The sequence below is a fragment of the Nocardioides sp. genome (assembly GCF_036274455.1).
Taxonomy (GTDB): domain Bacteria; phylum Actinomycetota; class Actinomycetes; order Propionibacteriales; family Nocardioidaceae; genus Nocardioides.
This window is the reverse complement of sequence record NZ_DASUFR010000183.1, coordinates 1-16,573: the sequence shown is the minus strand read 5'-3', so window position 1 is coordinate 16,573 and position 16,573 is coordinate 1. Positions and strand designations below refer to the sequence as shown.

The 16,573-nt window shown below is 72.1% G+C and carries 19 protein-coding genes, 1 tRNA gene and 1 pseudogene; 13 read left to right on the top strand and 8 right to left on the bottom strand.

Going from position 1 to position 16,573, the window contains the following annotated elements; translation table 11 throughout:
• Positions 1 to 778 (bottom strand): annotated as a pseudogene (locus tag VFV89_RS18355) (bifunctional metallophosphatase/5'-nucleotidase); the annotation flags it as partial.
• 132 nt (positions 779 to 910) lie between these two features.
• Between VFV89_RS18355 and VFV89_RS18350 the strand changes: the two are divergent.
• Genes VFV89_RS18350 through VFV89_RS18340 form a run of 3 tightly spaced genes read left to right on the top strand, consistent with a single transcriptional unit; the run spans position 911 to position 2,585 of the window.
• Entirely contained in the window at positions 911 to 1,225 is a 315-nt protein-coding gene (locus VFV89_RS18350) for a hypothetical protein (protein WP_329707410.1), read from the top strand.
• 57 nt (positions 1,226 to 1,282) lie between these two features.
• A complete protein-coding gene (locus VFV89_RS18345) occupies positions 1,283 to 1,972 on the top strand; it encodes an acyltransferase (protein ID WP_329707409.1) in 690 nt (229 codons plus the stop codon).
• A gap of 58 nt (positions 1,973 to 2,030) precedes the next feature.
• Positions 2,031 to 2,585 carry a DinB family protein gene (locus VFV89_RS18340; protein WP_329707408.1) on the top strand — a complete coding sequence of 185 codons (555 nt, stop codon included), beginning with the start codon at positions 2,031 to 2,033 and terminating at the stop codon, positions 2,583 to 2,585.
• Between the two features lie 55 nt (positions 2,586 to 2,640).
• On the opposite strand, the gene VFV89_RS18335 is transcribed toward VFV89_RS18340, so the two are convergent.
• From VFV89_RS18335 to VFV89_RS18320, 4 genes are all read right to left on the bottom strand, one after another.
• Positions 2,641 to 3,990, bottom strand: a complete 1,350-nt coding sequence (locus VFV89_RS18335; RefSeq protein ID WP_329707407.1) for a HAMP domain-containing sensor histidine kinase — start codon at positions 3,988 to 3,990, stop codon at positions 2,641 to 2,643.
• Positions 3,990 to 4,655, bottom strand: a complete 666-nt coding sequence (locus VFV89_RS18330; RefSeq protein WP_329707406.1) for a response regulator transcription factor — start codon at positions 4,653 to 4,655, stop codon at positions 3,990 to 3,992. The genes VFV89_RS18335 and VFV89_RS18330 overlap by 1 nt, the downstream gene beginning before the upstream one ends.
• A gap of 115 nt (positions 4,656 to 4,770) precedes the next feature.
• The gene (locus VFV89_RS18325) at positions 4,771 to 5,199 is read right to left on the bottom strand and encodes a PaaI family thioesterase (protein WP_329707405.1); all 429 of its coding nucleotides are present in this window, start codon (positions 5,197 to 5,199) and stop codon (positions 4,771 to 4,773) included.
• Between the two features lie 44 nt (positions 5,200 to 5,243).
• Complete coding sequence (locus VFV89_RS18320) at positions 5,244 to 6,788, bottom strand: hypothetical protein (RefSeq protein ID WP_329707404.1); 1,545 nt, start codon at positions 6,786 to 6,788, stop codon at positions 5,244 to 5,246.
• A 170-nt stretch (positions 6,789 to 6,958) separates the two neighbouring features.
• Between VFV89_RS18320 and VFV89_RS18315 the strand changes: the two genes are divergently transcribed.
• The 6 genes from VFV89_RS18315 to VFV89_RS18290 are packed head-to-tail and all read left to right on the top strand — an operon-like array spanning position 6,959 to position 12,625.
• The gene (locus VFV89_RS18315; protein ID WP_329707403.1) at positions 6,959 to 7,633 is read left to right on the top strand and encodes a response regulator transcription factor; all 675 of its coding nucleotides are present in this window, start codon (positions 6,959 to 6,961) and stop codon (positions 7,631 to 7,633) included.
• A gap of 1 nt (position 7,634) precedes the next feature.
• Positions 7,635 to 9,053 carry an ATP-binding protein gene (locus VFV89_RS18310; protein WP_329707402.1) on the top strand — a complete coding sequence of 473 codons (1,419 nt, stop codon included), beginning with the start codon at positions 7,635 to 7,637 and terminating at the stop codon, positions 9,051 to 9,053.
• A 48-nt stretch (positions 9,054 to 9,101) separates the two neighbouring features.
• Positions 9,102 to 10,046: an ABC transporter ATP-binding protein gene (locus VFV89_RS18305; RefSeq protein ID WP_329707401.1), complete on the top strand. Its 945-nt coding sequence runs from the start codon at positions 9,102 to 9,104 to the stop codon at positions 10,044 to 10,046.
• The gene (locus VFV89_RS18300) at positions 10,043 to 10,915 is read left to right on the top strand and encodes an ABC transporter permease (RefSeq protein WP_329707400.1); all 873 of its coding nucleotides are present in this window, start codon (positions 10,043 to 10,045) and stop codon (positions 10,913 to 10,915) included. The genes VFV89_RS18305 and VFV89_RS18300 overlap by 4 nt, the downstream gene beginning before the upstream one ends.
• A 4-nt stretch (positions 10,916 to 10,919) precedes the next feature.
• Complete coding sequence (locus tag VFV89_RS18295) at positions 10,920 to 11,705, top strand: hypothetical protein (RefSeq protein ID WP_329707399.1); 786 nt, start codon at positions 10,920 to 10,922, stop codon at positions 11,703 to 11,705.
• 29 nt (positions 11,706 to 11,734) lie between these two features.
• Complete coding sequence (locus VFV89_RS18290; RefSeq protein ID WP_329707398.1) at positions 11,735 to 12,625, top strand: Dyp-type peroxidase; 891 nt, start codon at positions 11,735 to 11,737, stop codon at positions 12,623 to 12,625.
• 183 nt (positions 12,626 to 12,808) lie between these two features.
• Here the strand turns inward: VFV89_RS18290 and VFV89_RS18285 are convergent, their stop codons facing one another.
• Positions 12,809 to 14,266 carry an amidase gene (locus VFV89_RS18285; RefSeq protein WP_329707397.1) on the bottom strand — a complete coding sequence of 486 codons (1,458 nt, stop codon included), beginning with the start codon at positions 14,264 to 14,266 and terminating at the stop codon, positions 12,809 to 12,811.
• Positions 14,267 to 14,284: 18 nt separating this feature from the next.
• Complete coding sequence (locus VFV89_RS18280; RefSeq protein WP_329707396.1) at positions 14,285 to 14,809, bottom strand: GreA/GreB family elongation factor; 525 nt, start codon at positions 14,807 to 14,809, stop codon at positions 14,285 to 14,287.
• A 151-nt stretch (positions 14,810 to 14,960) separates the two neighbouring features.
• On the opposite strand from VFV89_RS18280, the gene VFV89_RS18275 reads away from it, so the two are divergent.
• From VFV89_RS18275 to VFV89_RS18260, 4 genes are all read left to right on the top strand, one after another.
• Positions 14,961 to 15,269: an STAS domain-containing protein gene (locus tag VFV89_RS18275; RefSeq protein ID WP_329707395.1), complete on the top strand. Its 309-nt coding sequence runs from the start codon at positions 14,961 to 14,963 to the stop codon at positions 15,267 to 15,269.
• Positions 15,270 to 15,372: 103 nt separating this feature from the next.
• Positions 15,373 to 15,504 (top strand): hypothetical protein, encoded by a 132-nt coding sequence (locus VFV89_RS18270; RefSeq protein ID WP_329707394.1) that lies wholly within the window; start codon positions 15,373 to 15,375, stop codon positions 15,502 to 15,504.
• 172 nt (positions 15,505 to 15,676) lie between these two features.
• A complete protein-coding gene (locus VFV89_RS18265) occupies positions 15,677 to 15,811 on the top strand; it encodes a hypothetical protein (protein ID WP_329707393.1) in 135 nt (44 codons plus the stop codon).
• 88 nt (positions 15,812 to 15,899) lie between these two features.
• Positions 15,900 to 15,973 (top strand) — tRNA-Pro (locus VFV89_RS18260).
• 67 nt (positions 15,974 to 16,040) lie between these two features.
• Here the strand turns inward: VFV89_RS18260 and VFV89_RS18255 are convergent.
• Positions 16,041 to 16,573: integrase core domain-containing protein (locus tag VFV89_RS18255; protein ID WP_329707392.1), on the bottom strand; the 533-nt coding region annotated here is incomplete at its 5' end.

The following is a 16,573-nucleotide window of genomic DNA, read 5'->3' as shown; positions in this document are numbered from 1 at the left end:
CGAGCACCGGGACGAGCGCGTTGGCGGTGGCGACCTCGTCGTCGAACTCCAGACCCGCGACGCCGCTCGCGGTGACGATCGACGGGGTGTCCTCCAAGGTCATCCCGATGAAGCCGATCTTCGCGCCCTTGACGTTCTTGACCGTGTACGCCGGCAGGATCGTCTCGTCGGTGCCGGCGTACTTGACGTTGGCCGCGAGGTAGTCGAAGTCCGCGCCGGCGAACGAGCCGTCCGGGCAGGAGTTCTGGTTGTTCAGGCCGTCGCCGTCGTCGATACAGCCTCCGTGGGCGAGGCGCTGGAGCTCCTTGTACCCCTCGTCGAACTCGTGGTTGCCCACCGAGGTGACGTCGAGGTGCATCTGGTTCATGGCCTTGATCGTCGGCTCGTCGTGGAAGGCGCCCGACAGCAAGGGGCTGGCCCCGATCAGGTCGCCCGCCGCGACGGTCAGGGGCTGCGCGCCGGCGGCCCGCGACTTCTTCCGCTCCTTGTTGAGCACGCTGGCCAGGTAGGCGGCCCCGCCGGCGCTGGTGTTGTTGATCCGGCCGCTGGACCCGGTCGGCGGCTCCAGGTTGCCGTGGAAGTCGTTGATGGCCAGCAGGTCGAGCTTGACGTAGTCGGCCTTCTTGGCGAGCTGGCGGTACTCCTTGGCGCCGGTGGTCCCGGCGGTGCGCTGCTGCGGTGTGGCGGACTCGGCGCCCGCTGCGAACGATGCGGTGATGGCCATCGCCCCGGCGGCGGCGGCCGCGAGCGCGATGAGGGGTCGACGATGTGTGGGCATGGAGAAGCCTCCAAAACGATGACGAGGAATGACGAGGTATCCCCCGGCATCAAAACACGAAATCGGACATGATGGGGCCCCGGGCTCGGACGGATTTGACCGCACCCCGTCGCACCGCTGCAGGAGGCCGCGATGGCCGACGCCCACTCCGCTCCGGGATTCCAGCGCCTCGTCGCCGTGGTCCTGCTCCTGGGCGCCGGCATCCTCAGCCTGCCGGTGGCGGCGCTGGCGCTCGACGGCGAGGGGACCGAGAACCTCATCCTGCCGGCGCAGCTCGTCGGCATGGCGGTCGTCGGTGCGGTCGTCGGCTACCTCCTGCCCGGGCTCGCCGGCGCCTCGGCCAGCAAGCGGAGGTCGGCGTGGGTGGGGGTCGCGGTGGGACTGCTCCTGGCGCTGGTCGGCGTCGTCGTCCTCTTCCTGCTGCTCAACGGCCTCGAGGGCGCCTGAAAGGGCGGGAGGCCAGCCGCGGTGAGTGCCGCAAGTGGCCACCGCTAGCCTCGCCGGGTGCGCCGTACCCGCCGCCTGCTCAACCGGGCCGTCCACGCGGCGCTGCGCTGGGTGGACCGGGCCGGCGAGGTGGTGCCCGGGACCGTCCTGGCGGACCGGTTCGGGAGCTTCGGCCCCGGGAGCTGCATCGACTTTCCACCCGCGACGCTCCAGAACGTCGAGTCCATCCACCTCGGGCGCGACGTCCTCGTCGGCCGGCACGTGACGCTCGCGGCCGGCTACGGCGTCGGCGACCCGAACCTCTCCGGCCGGGCGCTGGTGATCGGCGACGGCTGCGTCATCGGGGCCCGGACGACGGTGCTCGCGCACTCTCTGGTCGAGCTCGGTGACTCGGTCTTCACCGGGCAGGCCGTGTTCATCACCGACGCGAGCCACGGCTACCAGGACCCCGACCAGCCGATCGGGAAGCAGTTCGGGGCACGCCGTCCCGTCGTGGTCGGCGCCGGGAGCTGGATCGGCCACGGCGCGGTGATCCTCCCCGGTGCCCGGATCGGGCGCAACGTCGTGGTGGCTGCGGGGGCCGTGGTGCGCGGCGAGGTCGAGGACCACGCCGTGGTGGCCGGCAGCCCCGCCCGCGTCGTCCGTCATCTCCAACCCGGCGTGGGCTGGGTCGGAGCCAGCGGCGACGTCCGCCCGCTGTTCGGCCAGCGGGTCCTCGACGGGCTCGAGGGCACCGAGGCCGGCTGAGGCCGCTCGAGCCTTGCAACGGTCAGGAGCTGACCTGATTCACCCCTACGGTGGTGCCATGACCACGCAAGGGACCCAGCCCTCGAGCATGGTGACCGGCGAGCGCGCCGACCTGCTCGACGTACTGCACAAGCACCGCGGCCTGTTCCGCGTCACCGTCCAGGGACTGACCGATGAGCAGGCCCGCCTCCGTCCGACGGTCAGCGAGCTGACCCTGGGCGGCCTGGTCAAGCACGTCGCCCGCACCGAGCAGAACTGGGCGCGGTTCATCGTGAACGGCCCCGCCGAGGACGCGATCGACTGGGCGAACGTCGACTGGAGCGACCCGCCGCCCGAGGTCACGGCGTACTCCGACGGGTTCCGGATGCTCGAGGACGAGACCCTCGCGGGGCTGCTCGCGGAGTACGACGAGATCGCCGCAGCCACCGACGCGCTCGTGACCACCGTGGACCTCGACGCGAGCCAGCCGCTGCCGACCGCGCCGTGGTTCCCGCCGGGCGGGCGCTGGTCGGCCCGGCGGGTGCTGGCCCACGTCGTGGCCGAGACCGCCCAGCACGCCGGCCACGCCGACATCATCCGCGAGGCGATCGACGGGCAGAAGAGCATGGGATGAGGGCGCCTGTCCTTCCGGCTCAGGTTGCCGGCTGCAACCTGCGAGGTCGGCCCGCTCAGCGGCGCGGCATCGTCACGACGAACGCCGCGCCCCCACCGTTCTGCTGGGCCAGCTCCGGAGCCAGGCCGACCTCCCCGCCGAAGGAGCGCGCGACCCGGCGTGCGATGCCCAGCCCCAGCCCCGCACCGCCCTCGCGGAAGGTGACCCCCGGCTCGAAGACCTGGTCGCGCAGGGCTTGGGCGACGCCCGGTCCGTCGTCGGACACCGTGAGCTCGACGGAGTCGGGGCGGTCCACCGCCGTCAGCGTGATCGTGGAGCGGGCGTGGTGCACGGCGTTGTCGACGAGTGGCTGGATCGCGCGCACGACCAGGTCGCGGGGGGCGGCGATGCTCGCCGCCGAGCCGGCGGTGCGGTCGACCACCGTGACGGTGCTGGCGGCCGAGACGAGCGCCGGCACCAGGTCCGCGACCGTGCAGGTGCGCCGCCGGGAGTCCGGCGACTCGTCGCGGGCCAGCTCCAGGAGCGTGGTGATCACCGCGTTCATCTCGCGGGCCGAGGCCGAGATCTGCTCGAGGTCGCGCCGGGTGGACGGGTCGGGTACGCCGCGGAGCAGCGCGAGGTCGGCCGAGCCCTGGATCGAGGTCAGCGGGGTGCGCAGCTCGTGCGCCAGCTCTGCGGTCAGCCGCTGCTCGGCCAGGATGGCCGAGGCGACCCTGTCGAGGAGGTGGTCGAGGGTCTCCCCCAGCGCCGCCAGCTCGTTGGTAGGGGGCCCCAGGTCGAACCGCTGGGTCAGGTCGTGCTCGCTCCAGTTGGCCGCCCGCTGGGCCATCTGGGTCACCGGCTCCAGGGCCTGCCGGGTCACCCGCAGGGCGATGAGGCCGCTCGTGGCGATGACCAGGACGGCCAGGACGCCGGTGGCGTAGAGCGCGTAGCGCTCGGAGCGCTCGTAGGGGCGGGTGTCCTGGGTGACCACCAGGACCCCCCGCTCCCCGCTCGGCGTGATGAAGGGCAGTGCGAGCAGCCGGGCCTGCCCGTCGGCTCCGTCCCGCGTCTCCTCGCTGCGGCTGGTCGACATCTCGCCCGCCAGCTCCTGCACCGAGCCGCCGACCGAGCCGGCCACCAGCCGGCCGGCCGCGTCGTAGACCTCGATGCCCGGTTCGAGCGTGTCGGTGGGGACCGTCAGCTTGTTCCTCGACGCGTCCTGGATCAGTCCGACGGCCTGGGTGGCACGCTGGTGCAGCACCTCGTCGACGTCCTTGTGGGCGGCTCGCGAGAGGAGCAGCTGGATGAAGAGGCCGACGACGACCATCGAGATCGTCATCAGCCCCACGGTCGAGAGCACGATCGCGCCGCGAAGCGACCGGGGGCCGAGCCGTCTGCCGGCTGGGGGCGAGACGGACTCCATCACCTCAGTGTGTAGCCAACTCCCCGGACTGTCGTGAGCGCCAGCGGTGAGCCGACCTGGCGCAGCTTGACCCGGATCCTACGGATGTAGGAGTCGACGGTGTTCTCACTGACCATCCCCCCGTTGGGCCAGGCGGCCGCCACGACGACGCGGCGGCGTACGACCTCACCGGGCCGGGAGGTGATCGCGGCCAGCATCCGGAACTCGGTCGGCGTCAGCATCGCCTCGCGCCGCTCGCAGACCAGCGAGTGCCGGGCGGGGTCGAGGATCAGGTCGGTGGGCGCCTGACCGTTGACGATCCGACCGCGCTTGGCCAGCGCCTCGACGCGGGCGATGAGCTCCTTGACGTCGAAGGGCTTGGGCAGGTAGTCGTCGGCTCCAGCGCTGAACCCGGCGAGCCTGTCGTGCACCGCGCCGAGCGCGGTGAGGAACAGGACCGGGGCCGGCTGCCCGGCGGACCGCAGCGCCTGGCAGACGTCGCGGCCGTCGGCGTCCGGCAGCCCGATGTCCAGGATGATCACATCGAGCTCGTCGTCCTCTGCGAACAGCCGCAGCGACTCCGCTCCGTTGTGGGCGAGTACGACGTCGTGGTCGGCGAGCCGCATCGCGTCGTAGACGACGCGGCGGATGGCCGGGTCGTCCTCGCAGAGCCCCACCTTGGCCATGACACCCCTCCTAGGTCAGACATCAACCTGTCGCGACAGAGGATGCTGCTGCGAACCTGCACACAACCTGACCATCGACCTCCAAGTGTGCACCCGGCCGCGATGGGAGGGCCGGTCAGTCCTGCGGGTAGAGGTTCTGCAACCGCACCTGTCCGCGGGCGATGGTGCGGCCCTCGGCGTCGAGGGTCTCGGCCACCCACACCTGCTGCGAGCGGCCCCGGTGGACGGGGGTGGCCGTCGAGGTCATCCGCCCGTCGCGCACCGCGCGGTAGAAGTCGGTGTTGTTGTTGACCCCGACCACCTTGCCCTTGTCCCCCAGCCACAACGCCGCGCCGAAGCTGGCCAGGGTCTCGAAGACCGAGCAGTGCACGCCGCCGTGCAGGATGCCGTAGGGCTGGTGGAGCTTGGCGGTCACCTCCCACTCGGCGACCACGCGGTCACCGGTCGCCTCGGCGAACTCGATGCCGAGGTGGCGCACGAACTCGCCGATCAGGTCGTCGAGCCCGTCGTCGAACCCGTCGTCGGGCAGATCAGCTGGGGTCACGGGTCCATCCAACCAACCGCGGAGCCCGGTGCTCCGGGCGGGCATCACCGCGGCGGTGTCCGGGTGTGGAAGACGTGCCGGTCGCCGTCGCCCCACACCTGCCGGTAGTCGTGCTCGAGCACCGGCTGGGCCCGGCTGGCGTCGACGCCCCAGGTGCCGAGGCTGTCCCCGTCGACGACGACCCAGGTCGGCCGGTCCGCCGAGCGCAGGACCTGGGCGAGCTCCTCCAGCCGCGGGTCACGCACCCGCACCGGCAGGCTCCAGAGCTCGGGATAGGGGCTGGACAGGTGCGCGGCCTGCAGGAGCACCGGGTCGCCGAAGGCAACCACGCCGGTATCGCCGGGCCGGGAGTGGACCGTGAGGTAGCGCTCGACGGCCAGGTCGGAGGCGGGTGTGCCGATCGGCGACATCGCGGTCACGACGACCCCGAGGGCGGCCACCGAGGCGGCGTAGGCCAGCACGACGTCGAGTGCGGTACGGCGTACGCGCCCGGTCCGGGCCGCGACGGCCGCGCACAGCACCAGCCCCGGGACGGTGCCGACGAGGTAGTGCAGCCAGTAGCTGCCTCCCGCGACGACCGCAACTGCCTCCCAGCCCACCACGGCGGCCGCGACGACGCCGACGACCGTCGGGCGGAACGCAGCGCCGCGACGCAGTGTTGGGGTCGACGCCACGGCGAGGACCCCGACCGCTCCGGTGGCGACAAAGGCCCCCGCCACGCCGAGCGCACGGGTGTGGGTGGTCGCTGGCGCCGAGCGGGCGATCACGCTCGACGCCTCCAGCCGGAAGGTCACGATCGCGTCCCAGAGCCCCGCCGCTGTGGTGCCGTGCAGCGCCGCCCATGCCACCAGCCCGAGGGTGGCCGTGGTGGCACCCGCCAGGAAGGCGCCCGCCGACAGCAGGGCGTGGGCGGGCCTTCGCCGTGACTGCGCGACGAGGACCACTGCCGCTGCGACGAACACCTCGAGCATGTTCTGCTTCACCGCTGCCGCACAGACCCCCAGGACGCCCGCGGCGGCCCACCACCCGAGCGCTGCCCGAGCTCCGCTGCGCGCTCGCAGGGTCGCCACGAGCCCGGCCAGCACGAACGGGAGCGCGAGCAGCTCGCCGTCGACCTCGGAGGCGCCGAAGAGCGGCGAGACGAGGAAGACCGCCGCCGTGGCCGCGACCCTCGTGACCACGCGGCCCGGCTGCGTCGAGCCGCCCATGCTCCGGGCGACAGCCCGCGCCAGTGCCGCGGCGAGGAGCACCACCGAGCCGACGCACAGGGCACCGAGCAGGCGAAGCCCGACGGCTCCCCCTCCGATCGCGCCGGCCAGCTGGAAGAGGGTGATGAGCAGCGGAGGCCGGTCGACCCAGTAGGCGCCGTAGAGCGACGGTCCGGGCGCCCACTGCTGGGCGACCATGAGGAAACCGCCCTCGTCGGGGCTCAACGGCCGGCCGAGGAACGGTAGTCGGGCCAGGACCGCGGCCGAGGCCAACGCGAGCACCGACGCCGTCACCCAGGTGGCGACCTGACCGCTCGGCTCGACAACGGGCCCGGGCCCGGCCGAGATCGGCCGCGACTGGAGGTCGGCGGTGCGCGCCATGCTCCGGGACGGTAGGCGGCCGGACATGAAGGAAACGTGAAAGACCTCGGACGAGCCGGACCTCGGTTCGGCGCCACCTGCACCGAACATGAAGGGACGATGAATTCACCCGGTCGGGGTGCAGGGTTGGGGCGTGAGGTCGCTGCGGGACGACAGGTGGGAGGGTCGCCGTGCGGGTGCTGCTCGCTGAGGACGACCTGCGCCTGGCGGCCCTGCTCGAGCAGTCGCTGGCCGAGGCCGGCTGGGACGTGGAGGTCGTCCACGACGGCCGCTCGGCCTACGGCCGCGCGCTTCCCGACGGACTGCCCTACGACGTGCTCCTGCTGGACTGGATGCTCCCCGAGCTGGACGGGGTGACGGTCTGCCGCCGGCTCCGCGACCTCGGAGTCACCACTCCCGTGCTGATGCTGACCGCGCGGAGTGCGGTCCCCGACCGCATCCAGGGGCTCGACGCGGGTGCGGACGACTACCTCGCCAAGCCGTTCGACCTCGACGAGCTGCTGGCCAGGCTGCGGGCCCTGCACCGCCGGTCGTCGTACGACCTGCTCGAGGTGGTCGTGGTCGGGGACCTCGTGGTCGACGCCGCGGCGCGGCGGGTGATGCGCGGTGAGACCGAGATCGACCTGTCCACACGCGAGTTCGACATCCTGCACCTGCTGGCGGTGAACTCCGGCCGGGTCGTCTCCCGGTACACGATCCTCGACGAGGTCTGGGACGGCGAGACCGACCTGCGGAGCAACGTCATCGACGTCTACCTCGCCTCGATCCGCAGCAAGATCGACAGACCGTTCGGCACCTCGACGATCACCACCGTCCGCGGCGCCGGCTACCGGCTCGAGCGGTGAGGTGACCGTGGACCGGCTGCCGATCCGGGTCCGGCTGGTCGCCGGCTTCTCGGTGGCCATGTTCGTCCTCCTCACCGGGGCCGGGGCCTTCGTCTACTGGCGCGTGGAGTACGCGCTGGACCGGGGGCTGGACACCGAGCTCGCGCAGGCCAGCGCCGTCGTCGCCCCGCTGGTGGGCACCGACGGGATCGTCGGCTCGCCCGCCGCGGCAGACGCCACCGGGCTCGCCTGGCAGGTCCTCGGCACCGACGGTGAGGTGCTGGACTCCGGCGGACCGGCGCCGGCGAAGCCCCTCCTGAGTGCGACCCAGCTCGACACCGTCGGCGGAAGCGGCCACCGGACCTTCGACGTCGGCAGCCTCCTGCCCATCTCCGACGAGCCCTACCGCGTGCGGGTGTCACCGCTCGCGGACCGGCCCGGCGGCCGTGCCGCCTACCTCCTGGTCGGCGTACGCCGGGACCATCGCGACGAGGCCCTGCGCGAGCTCCTGGTCCAGCTCGGCATCGCGGGGTTCGTCGCGCTCGCGATCGCCTCCGTGGTCGGCTACCTCCTCGCACGGCTCGCGCTCGACCCCGTGGAACGCTACCGGCGCCGAGCTGCCGAGATCGCCGCGGGTGCGGTCGACCTCCGTCTCGATGTGCCGCCGGTGAGGGACGACGAGATCACCCGGCTCGGACACACGCTCAACGAGATGCTGACCGCGCTGGAGCTCGCCCTGGACCGCGAGCGCCAGTTCGTCAACGACGCCAGCCACGAGCTGCGCACGCCCCTGACGCTGCTCAAGTCCCGCATCCAGCTCGCCCGGCGCCGGACCCGCTCGGTCGCCGAGCACGAGCGCACCCTCGACGAGCTCGAGGTGGACGTCACCCGCCTGGCCGACCTGGCCGAGCAGCTGCTCGACCTGAGCCGTGACCGGGCGGAGCCGGACGGGACGAGTGACGTGGGCGACGTCGTGTCCTCGGTGCTCGAGCGCTGGCGCCTGGCCCGTCCGGACCGGGCCGGGGAGATCTCGTTGCGCACCCCGCCGCAGCCCGCCTTGGCGCGCCTCGACCCACGGGTGCTCGAGCGGGTGGTCACGAACCTGCTCGACAACGCATTCGCCCACGGGCGGCCACCGGTGCGGGTGAGGGTCCGCTCGGCCGGCGACCACACCGTGCTGGAGGTCGCCGACGCGGGCCTGGGGATGCCGCCGGAGCTCCTCGGCCAGGCCACCCGCCGCTTCCACCGGGCGCCCGATGCCAGGTCACGGCCCGGTGCGGGCCTGGGCCTCTCGATCGTCGAACAGCTGGTCACCGGCGCGGGCGGCGAGCTCCGGGTGTGCCATGGCGGGTGCCACACATCGAACGGGAGCCCAGTCGCCCTCGACTGCGACCACGACGACGCGATGACCGTGACAGTGATCCTCCCGGTCCCGTCCTGACCTGCGGCTTCATCTCTCTTTCACGATCTCCCACCTACGGTCCGGCACATGGACAACGAGCTGGCAGTCGACGTCACGGGCGTCACCAAGCGGTACGGCGACCTCGTGGCGGTCGACGACGTCTCGCTGCGCGTGGGGCAGGGCGAGGTCTATGGCGTCCTAGGCCCCAACGGCGCCGGGAAGACGACGCTGCTGCGCATGCTCTTCGGGCTGCTGCACCCCAACGCCGGGAGCATCCGGATCTTCGGGCGGACCTGGACCGAGGCGGGCGTGTCGGTGCTCGACGGCGTGGGCGGGTTCATCGAGAGCCCGAGGTTCTATCCCTACCTGACGGGCAGGCAGAACCTCGAGGGGCTGGCGCTGCTCGACGGGGCTGCGCCGAGCGGGCGCATCGCCGAGGTCCTCGGCGTCGTCGACCTGGTCGGCCGCGAGGACGACAAGGTGGGCGGCTACTCCTACGGCATGCGGCAGCGTCTCGGCGTCGCGGCAAGCCTGCTGCGGGACCCGAGGCTCCTGGTCCTCGACGAGCCGGCCAACGGCCTGGACCCAGGTGGCATCCGGGACATGCGGGCCCTGGTGAAGCGGCTGGCCGGCAGCGGGCTGACCGTGCTGCTCAGCTCGCACCACATGGACGAGGTCGAGGAGATCTGCGACAACGTCACGATCATGAGCCACGGTTCGGTGGCCTTCCACGGCACCATCGCCGACCTGCGCGCGATGGCACCCGACCCCGGCCACCTGCTCAGCACGGACGACGACGGCCAGGCCCTGCGTCTGGCCCACGAGCGGCACCCCGGAGTGCACGTCCGGCGAGGCCAGGAGGGTGCCGGGCTCACGGTGACCGGGCAGCCGGCTGCCCTGTCGGCGTACGTCGCGGACCTCGTCCGGGCCGGCATCGGCCTGCGCCAGCTCACGCCGACCCGGACCCCCCTCGAGGCGCTGTTCTTCATGCTCACCGACACCGAGACCGACACCCAGGGAGACGCCGCATGACCACGACGACGCTGACCACGCGTCCCCTCGCCCCACCGACGACCGCGATGCGCCGCCCCGGCTTCGGTGCCGCGCTGCGCTGGGAGACTCGCAAGCTCCGCTCCCAGCTCCGCGTCAAGGCGCTGCTCCTCGGTGCGCTGGTCGCGCCGGTCGCGGTCGTCCTCGTCGTGCGCAGCCAGCCGCGGCCGCCCAAGGACACGCTGTTCGGGCGGTTCGCCACCGACAACGGGTTCGCGATGGCGCTGCTCGTGCTGGGCTTCGCCTCTCAGTGGGTGCTGCCACTGCTCACCGCGATCGTGGCCGGTGACATCTTCGCCAGCGAGGACCAGCACGGCACCTGGAAGACGGTGCTCACCAGGTCGGTCAGCCGGTCCTCGCTCTTCTGGGCCAAAGCCGTCGCGGCCACGGCGTTCACGGCCGCCGCACTGGTCCTGCTCGGGGCCTCGACCATCGCCTCGAGCGTGCTGCTGGTCGGTCACCAGCCGCTGGTCGGGCTCTCCGGGCAGACGATCCACGCCCGGGCCGCGCTCGAGCTCGTGGCCGCGAGCTGGGCGAGCATGCTGCTGCCTATGGTCGGGTTCACCTGCCTGGCTCTGCTCTTCTCGGTGTGGTCACGCAACGTCGCCGTCGGAGTCGCCGCGCCTGTGGTGCTCGGCCTGGTGATGCAGCTGGTCGGTGCACTGGGCGGCATCGAGACGCTGCGCCCCTACCTGCTCACCACCCCGTTCGAGGCCTGGCACGGCCTGCTGGCCGCGCCGAGGTTCACCGGCCCGCTCGGGGACGGCGTGATCACCAGCGCGGGCTGGAGCCTGGTCTGCCTGGTCGCCGCCTTCCTCATCCTGCGCCGCCGCGACATCACCGGAGGTTGATCCCGTGCGCCGATTCGTCATCACCGTCATCGCCGCGCTCGCGGTCGTGCTCGCCGTCAGCGGGGCGGTCCTCGCCGGGACCGGGGGTGGCAGCTCGGTCACCCGGGCCCGCCTCGAGCGCTCGCTGCCCACGGAGTTCGCGAACCTGTACGCCGACCAGGCCAGGCTGCTCGGGCACAAGGGGGTGACTCCAGCATCCCTGAACGCCCGGGCGATGTGCGACAAGGGCGGAGCGGTCGAGGCCGACATCGGACCCGGCAGCAACTGGAACTGCCTGGTCAGCTGGAGCGACCCGAACGTGCCGATGCCGCCTGAGGGCTACGGCAAGTTCGAGGTCGACGTGCACAGCAACGGCTGCTACACCGCCGGCGGCCCGAGCAAGCTGGTCGGCTTCCAGACGATCACCGACACCAAGGGGCGCGAGGTCGCGAACCCGGTCTACGAGTTCGACGGCTGCTTCGACCCCCACGGCGACGACACCCCCACCGGCAACGAGTTCCCGTCCCTGCTCACGGTCACCAGCACGGCTCTGCTGCCGAGCGCGGACCACAAGGTCTCGCTCCAGCTCAGCTGCGGCACCGGCGCCGACGGCTGCCGCGGCACGGTCGCCGCGGCCGCCGGCTCCACTCCGCTCGGGACGGTCCGGTTTGACATCCCCGAGGAGCTGACCGCCAACCTGCACTTCCCGACGCCGGTCCCCCGGGGCGCGCAGGACGTGACGTTCACGGTGACCACGACCACGGGCGTCGGGCCCAAGAGCCCGGCCACACTGCCCATGCCGCCCGGCTGACCACGGAGAGGATGGCTAGTGTCATCCGCGTGGCACTCCCCCAGCCCGGGATCTTCGCGGTCGGCACCGGCTCGCACGGGTACGTCGAGCTCGACCTGGTGCCCGGCGCGACCGACGGGTGGGCCTCGGCGCTGGCCGACCTGGCCGAGCGCGAGACGACCATGGGCGCGACCAACCTCGTGGTGGGCGTGCGTCCGGAGCTCTGGGCCTCGCTCTCGCCGGGGACGCTGCCCGACGGCCTGACCGGGTTCGGTGCCGACGTGGTCGGGACGGACGGCTTCACGATGCCGGCCACCCAGCACGACCTGGCCCTGTGGTTCGCCGCGGCGTCCTACGACGTCGTCTTCGACGCAGTCGTCGACGCGGTGGCCCGACTGGCGCCGTACGCCGTGCTCGCGCGCGAGGTCCGGGGCTGGCCCTACCACCGCGACCGCGACCTGACCGGCTTCGAGGACGGCACCGAGAACCCGACCCTCGGCCGGGCACCGGCCTACGCGCTGGTCCCCGACGGCGCATCGGGCGCGGGCGGGTCCGTGCTCCTGCTGCAGCAGTGGTCGCACGACCCGGCCTGGCTGCAGTTGAGCGACCACGAGCAGGAGCTGGCGATGGGACGCACCAAGCCGGACAGCGTGGAGCTGGACCCGAAGCCCGAGACCTCCCACGTGGCCCGCTCCGACCAGGACACGTTCGGGCACATCCTGCGCCGCAATACGGCCTACGGCACGGTCAGCGACCACGGCACCGTCTTCGTGGGCTTCGCCTCGAGCAAGGACCCGCTCCAGCGGATGCTCGAGAGCATGGCCGGGGTGGGCGGTCCGCGCGACGAGCTGACCCGGTTCGCGACGCCGTTGAGCGGCGCCTACTACTGGGTCCCGGCCGCGTCCGACCTGCAGCCGCTGGCCACGCCCGGTGACGAGTGAGGTCCGAGCCTGGCGCGAGTTTCGTCGGCCAGCCGACGGTTCTGTTGCTCGGACGACGAAGTTCCGTCGTCCAGGACCAGGTTTCGTCGGCCAGCCGACGGTTCTCTTGCTCGGACGACGAAGTTTCGTCGTCCAGGACCAGGTTTCGTCGGCCAGCCGACGAACCTCCTCTCTCCACGCTCCCTAGAGCGGAGCCACCCGGTCGAACCACGGCTGCGCCTGCTCCAGCTGGCCGGCGAGCCGGAGCAGCTGGCCCTCCGCCCCGAGCCGACCGACGAGCTGGGCACCTATCGGCAGTCCGCCCGCGGTCCAGTGCAGGGGCACGCTCATCGCCGGACGGCCGGTGAGGTTCGCCAGCTGGGTGTAGGGCACCCAGCCGAGGTTCTTGGTGATCAGCTGGTCGACCACGGGCGTGAACCGCAGCAGCCCGGCGCCGCGGGCCCGGACCAGCTGCTTCTGGGCCCTCTGCAGGTTAGGCGGCAGGTCGAGCTCGCCGACCCGCGGCGGCGGGAGCGCGGTCGAGGGGGTGAGCAGCAGGTCGTAGGACGCGTGGAACTCCGCGAGCCGCCGGACGTGCAGCTGACGGTTCTCGATGGCGCGGACCAGGTCGGCCGGCTTCGTGGCCCGGCCCAGCGCGGCCATCACCAGCGTGTCCGGCTCGAAGCCGCTGTCGCCCGAGCCGCTCGCCGCCTTGGCCTGGGCGACCGAGTCGGCGGCGTAGGCGAACCAGGTGGTCAGGAAGTCGCGGGCAAGGGCGTCGTCGTCGAACGGCGCGCGGTCGAGCTGTTCCACGTGGTGGCCGAGGGACTCCAGCAGCTTCCCGGCCCCGGTGGCGGCGGCCACGGCCTCGGGATGCGGGTGCGGGTTGATGGCGCTGGCTGTGCACAGACCGATGCGTAGCGTTCCGGGGTCCTGCCCGACCTCGTCGGCGTACGGCGTCGAGGGGACGGCGGGCAGGTACGGCCCGTCCGGAGCGGCACCGACGAGGACGTCGAGCATCGCTGCGGTGTCGCGGACCGACCGCGAGACCACGCCGTGCGTGGCCGTACCTCCGAGGCCCTCCTGGAGCAACGGACCGGCGGGCACCAGTCCGCGCGACGGCTTGAGCCCGAACAGTCCGCAGGCCGAGGCCGGGATCCGGATGGAGCCGCCACCGTCACTGGCCGCCGCGCAGGGCACGATCCCGGCCGCAACCGCCGCCGCCGCCCCACCCGAGGACCCGCCGGGAGTGTGGTCGGTGTTCCACGGGTTGCGCGCAGGACCGAACAGGTGCGGCTCGGTGACTCCCTTCGCGCCGAACTCGGGGGTGTTGGTCTTGCCGAACACGACCAGCCCGGCATCGAGCCAGCGGTCCACCACTGTGGCGTTCTGGGCTGCGGGCGTCGTGGCCAGCGAGCGCGAGCCGCCGCTGGTCGGGTAGCCCACCAGGTCATGGCCGAGGTCCTTGAGGAGGAACGGGACGCCCGAGAAAGGCCCTTCCCGGGCCGGTGCGGGCTCGACGTCGACCACGATCGCGTTGAGCCGGTCGTTGACCTCCCCCGCTCGCGTCCGGGCCGCCTCGAGCAGCTCCTCCGGGCTGACCTCACGGTCCCGGACCAGTGCGGCCAGTCCGACGGCGTCGTGGCTGCGGTAGTCGTCCACGCGGCGGACGCTACTCGATCACGCTGAGCGGACCAGCGTCCCCTCGGCGTCGAGGACGCGCACCTCGAGCCGGACGCCGGGGCGCGGCTCGTAGGTCACAGTCGACCCCACCTCGGCACCCACGATGGCCCGGCCGAGCGGGCTCCCCGGGGTCACCGTCGGCACGCCGGCCGCGGCCTGCTCCACCGAGCCCACGAGGTACTCCTCGGGGCCGTCGCCGAGGTCGAGCTGCACCCGGTCGCCCACCGAGACGACGCCGTCGGCGTGGCGGCTCCGCTTCAGCTCCTCGATCTCGAGGCTGAGCAGGCTGATCCGCTCGTCCAGGAGCTGGAGCCGGATCGAGGCCTCGACGTTCGTCGCCCGGTCGGCGATGTCACCGGTCGTGTCGCGGAGGCTGTCGGCCAGGGCGCTCGCGCGCTCCGCGCGCAGCTGGTCGAGGCGATGGGTCAGAAGTTCGAGAGAGTTCGGGAGTGTCACGTCGGCGCCAACGACCAGCCACCGAGGCTTGTTCCCGGACACGCCGGCCGTGACGGGGATCTCCATGTCGGCGGCAGGTGCGCGCGCCGTCGTTGACCGACGCGGCTCCCCGGAGGCCTCGACCGGGTGTAGGTTCCGAGCTGACCGAGAGCTTGTCGCGCGGCGCCATCGAGGCGCTCGGTTCCCGGCCGCACATCATCGACAGGCTGGTTCTCGGATGGACTTCAACCTCTCGGTCGTCTGCGAACCCCCGGAGTCGCGCCTCACGGTCCGCGGCGAGCTCGACCTCGTCACCGCCCCCGTCCTCTCCGCGACGATGAACGAGCAGATCGAGGCCGGCTGCCGACGGCTGCTCATCGACCTGGCCGACGTGACGTTCGTCGACGCCTCGGCCCTCACCACGTTCACCCAGACCCGCCGGGTGCTGGCCGACCGCGAGGGCACGATGGAGTTCGTGGCGTTCCAGCCGATGTTCCTCCAGCTGTGCCGGGCCACCGGCCTGGAGGACCTCTTCGGTCTCGCCTGAGAACTCATCCGCTGCTCCTGAAAGATCCGGGGTACTGCCGGACATGGGCGTACATGGGGCCGGCGTCCGGCGGCCCTCGTCGCGGATCTCGGTGGAGGCTCTGATGGGTGCAGTCGCGGTGACCGTCCCGACACACCTCGAGCACCGTTGGGAGCTGCGCCTGGAGGAGTTCGAGGACGGTCACAGCTTCCGCCGCTTCGAGTGCATCGACTGCGGCGCCGTCCGCTTCGAGTAGCCCCGCGCGGTTCGGCGGCTCCGGTCGGCTCCCGCGGGTGGCCCGGTCGACCACGTCACGGGCGACGTCGCGCAGCTTCCGCTCCTGCTTGCTGCTGAGCTCCCGGAGAACCGCAAAGGCCTCGTCGGGACCGCATCCGTGCTGCGCCATCACAGTCCCTGTGGCCTGCTCGATGACCGCGCGCGAGGTGAGCGCTGCCCTCGTGGCGGCCGCGGCCGGCGACGAGGACGACGCCGAGCGCCACCGGCAGGCAGCCCGCGCGGACCGCGCCCGCGCGGCCGCGGAGGACACCGGCGACGAGGACTGAGGGTCGCTGTCGAGCCCGCTTGATGGGCCGGATTCCGGCGTGATCCCGGACGTCAGGTAGCCTGCTCGTCGGCCTCCTCGGAGGCCAACGGGCTGTGGCTCAGCTTGGTAGAGCACCTGACTGGGGGTCAGGGGGTCGCAGGTTCAAATCCTGTCAGCCCGACCGTGTGATGTCTCAAGACATCCCGGAGGTCCGAACCCAATAGTCGTGGGTTCGGACCTCCTTCTTTTCAGCGCGTGGGGCCGGGTGGGCGGCCGGTGGGTTGGTAGCGCTGGGATGGGTCGAGGACCAGCTCGCGGAGCAGTTCGCCGGTTACTGCGTCGATGACGCGGATCTCGAGGTCTTGGGACAGGAGGATGACGCGGGTTCCGGTGTGGGTTCGGCCGATGCCGATGGAGTACATCTGGCCGCGGTAGCGCCAGGTGACCTTGCCGGCCTTGTCGACCTTGTCGTAGCGGACCCGATCGTGGGTGTCGCTGTCCCGGTCGCCGGTGCTCGGGGTCGCCTTCGGACGGGTCGTGTAGACCGACGCCGGGGTGGCTCGGTGGTCCAGGGACCGGTGCGGTCGGTGGTCGTTGTACTCCTCGACGAAGGCGTCGAGGAGGGCCTGCAGATCGTCGATCACAGTCGGCTGCTCGGGCTGGCCGCGCAGCCACTTCTTCATCGTCTGCTGGAACCGCTCGACCTTGCCGCAGGTGGTGGGATGACCGGGGGTGGAGTTCTTCTGGACGATGCCCAGTCGGCGGAGCTCGGTCTCGAACG

Bases quoted from the DNA above. Each gene is read 5' to 3' on its own strand.
- VFV89_RS18350 (WP_329707410.1), top strand. From the start codon at position 911: ATGGCCGACGCCCACTCCGCTCCGGGATTCCAGCGCCTCGTCGCCGTG.
- VFV89_RS18340 (WP_329707408.1), top strand. From the start codon at position 2,031: ATGACCACGCAAGGGACCCAGCCCTCGAGCATGGTGACCGGCGAGCGC.
- VFV89_RS18335 (WP_329707407.1), bottom strand. From the start codon at position 3,990: ATGGAGTCCGTCTCGCCCCCAGCCGGCAGACGGCTCGGCCCCCGGTCG.
- VFV89_RS18330 (WP_329707406.1), bottom strand. From the start codon at position 4,655: ATGGCCAAGGTGGGGCTCTGCGAGGACGACCCGGCCATCCGCCGCGTC.
- VFV89_RS18320 (WP_329707404.1), bottom strand. From the start codon at position 6,788: ATGGCGCGCACCGCCGACCTCCAGTCGCGGCCGATCTCGGCCGGGCCC.
- VFV89_RS18305 (WP_329707401.1), top strand. From the start codon at position 9,102: ATGGACAACGAGCTGGCAGTCGACGTCACGGGCGTCACCAAGCGGTAC.
- VFV89_RS18300 (WP_329707400.1), top strand. From the start codon at position 10,043: ATGACCACGACGACGCTGACCACGCGTCCCCTCGCCCCACCGACGACC.
- VFV89_RS18280 (WP_329707396.1), bottom strand. From the start codon at position 14,809: ATGGAGATCCCCGTCACGGCCGGCGTGTCCGGGAACAAGCCTCGGTGG.
- VFV89_RS18275 (WP_329707395.1), top strand. From the start codon at position 14,961: ATGGACTTCAACCTCTCGGTCGTCTGCGAACCCCCGGAGTCGCGCCTC.
- VFV89_RS18270 (WP_329707394.1), top strand. From the start codon at position 15,373: ATGGGTGCAGTCGCGGTGACCGTCCCGACACACCTCGAGCACCGTTGG.
- VFV89_RS18265 (WP_329707393.1), top strand. From the start codon at position 15,677: ATGACCGCGCGCGAGGTGAGCGCTGCCCTCGTGGCGGCCGCGGCCGGC.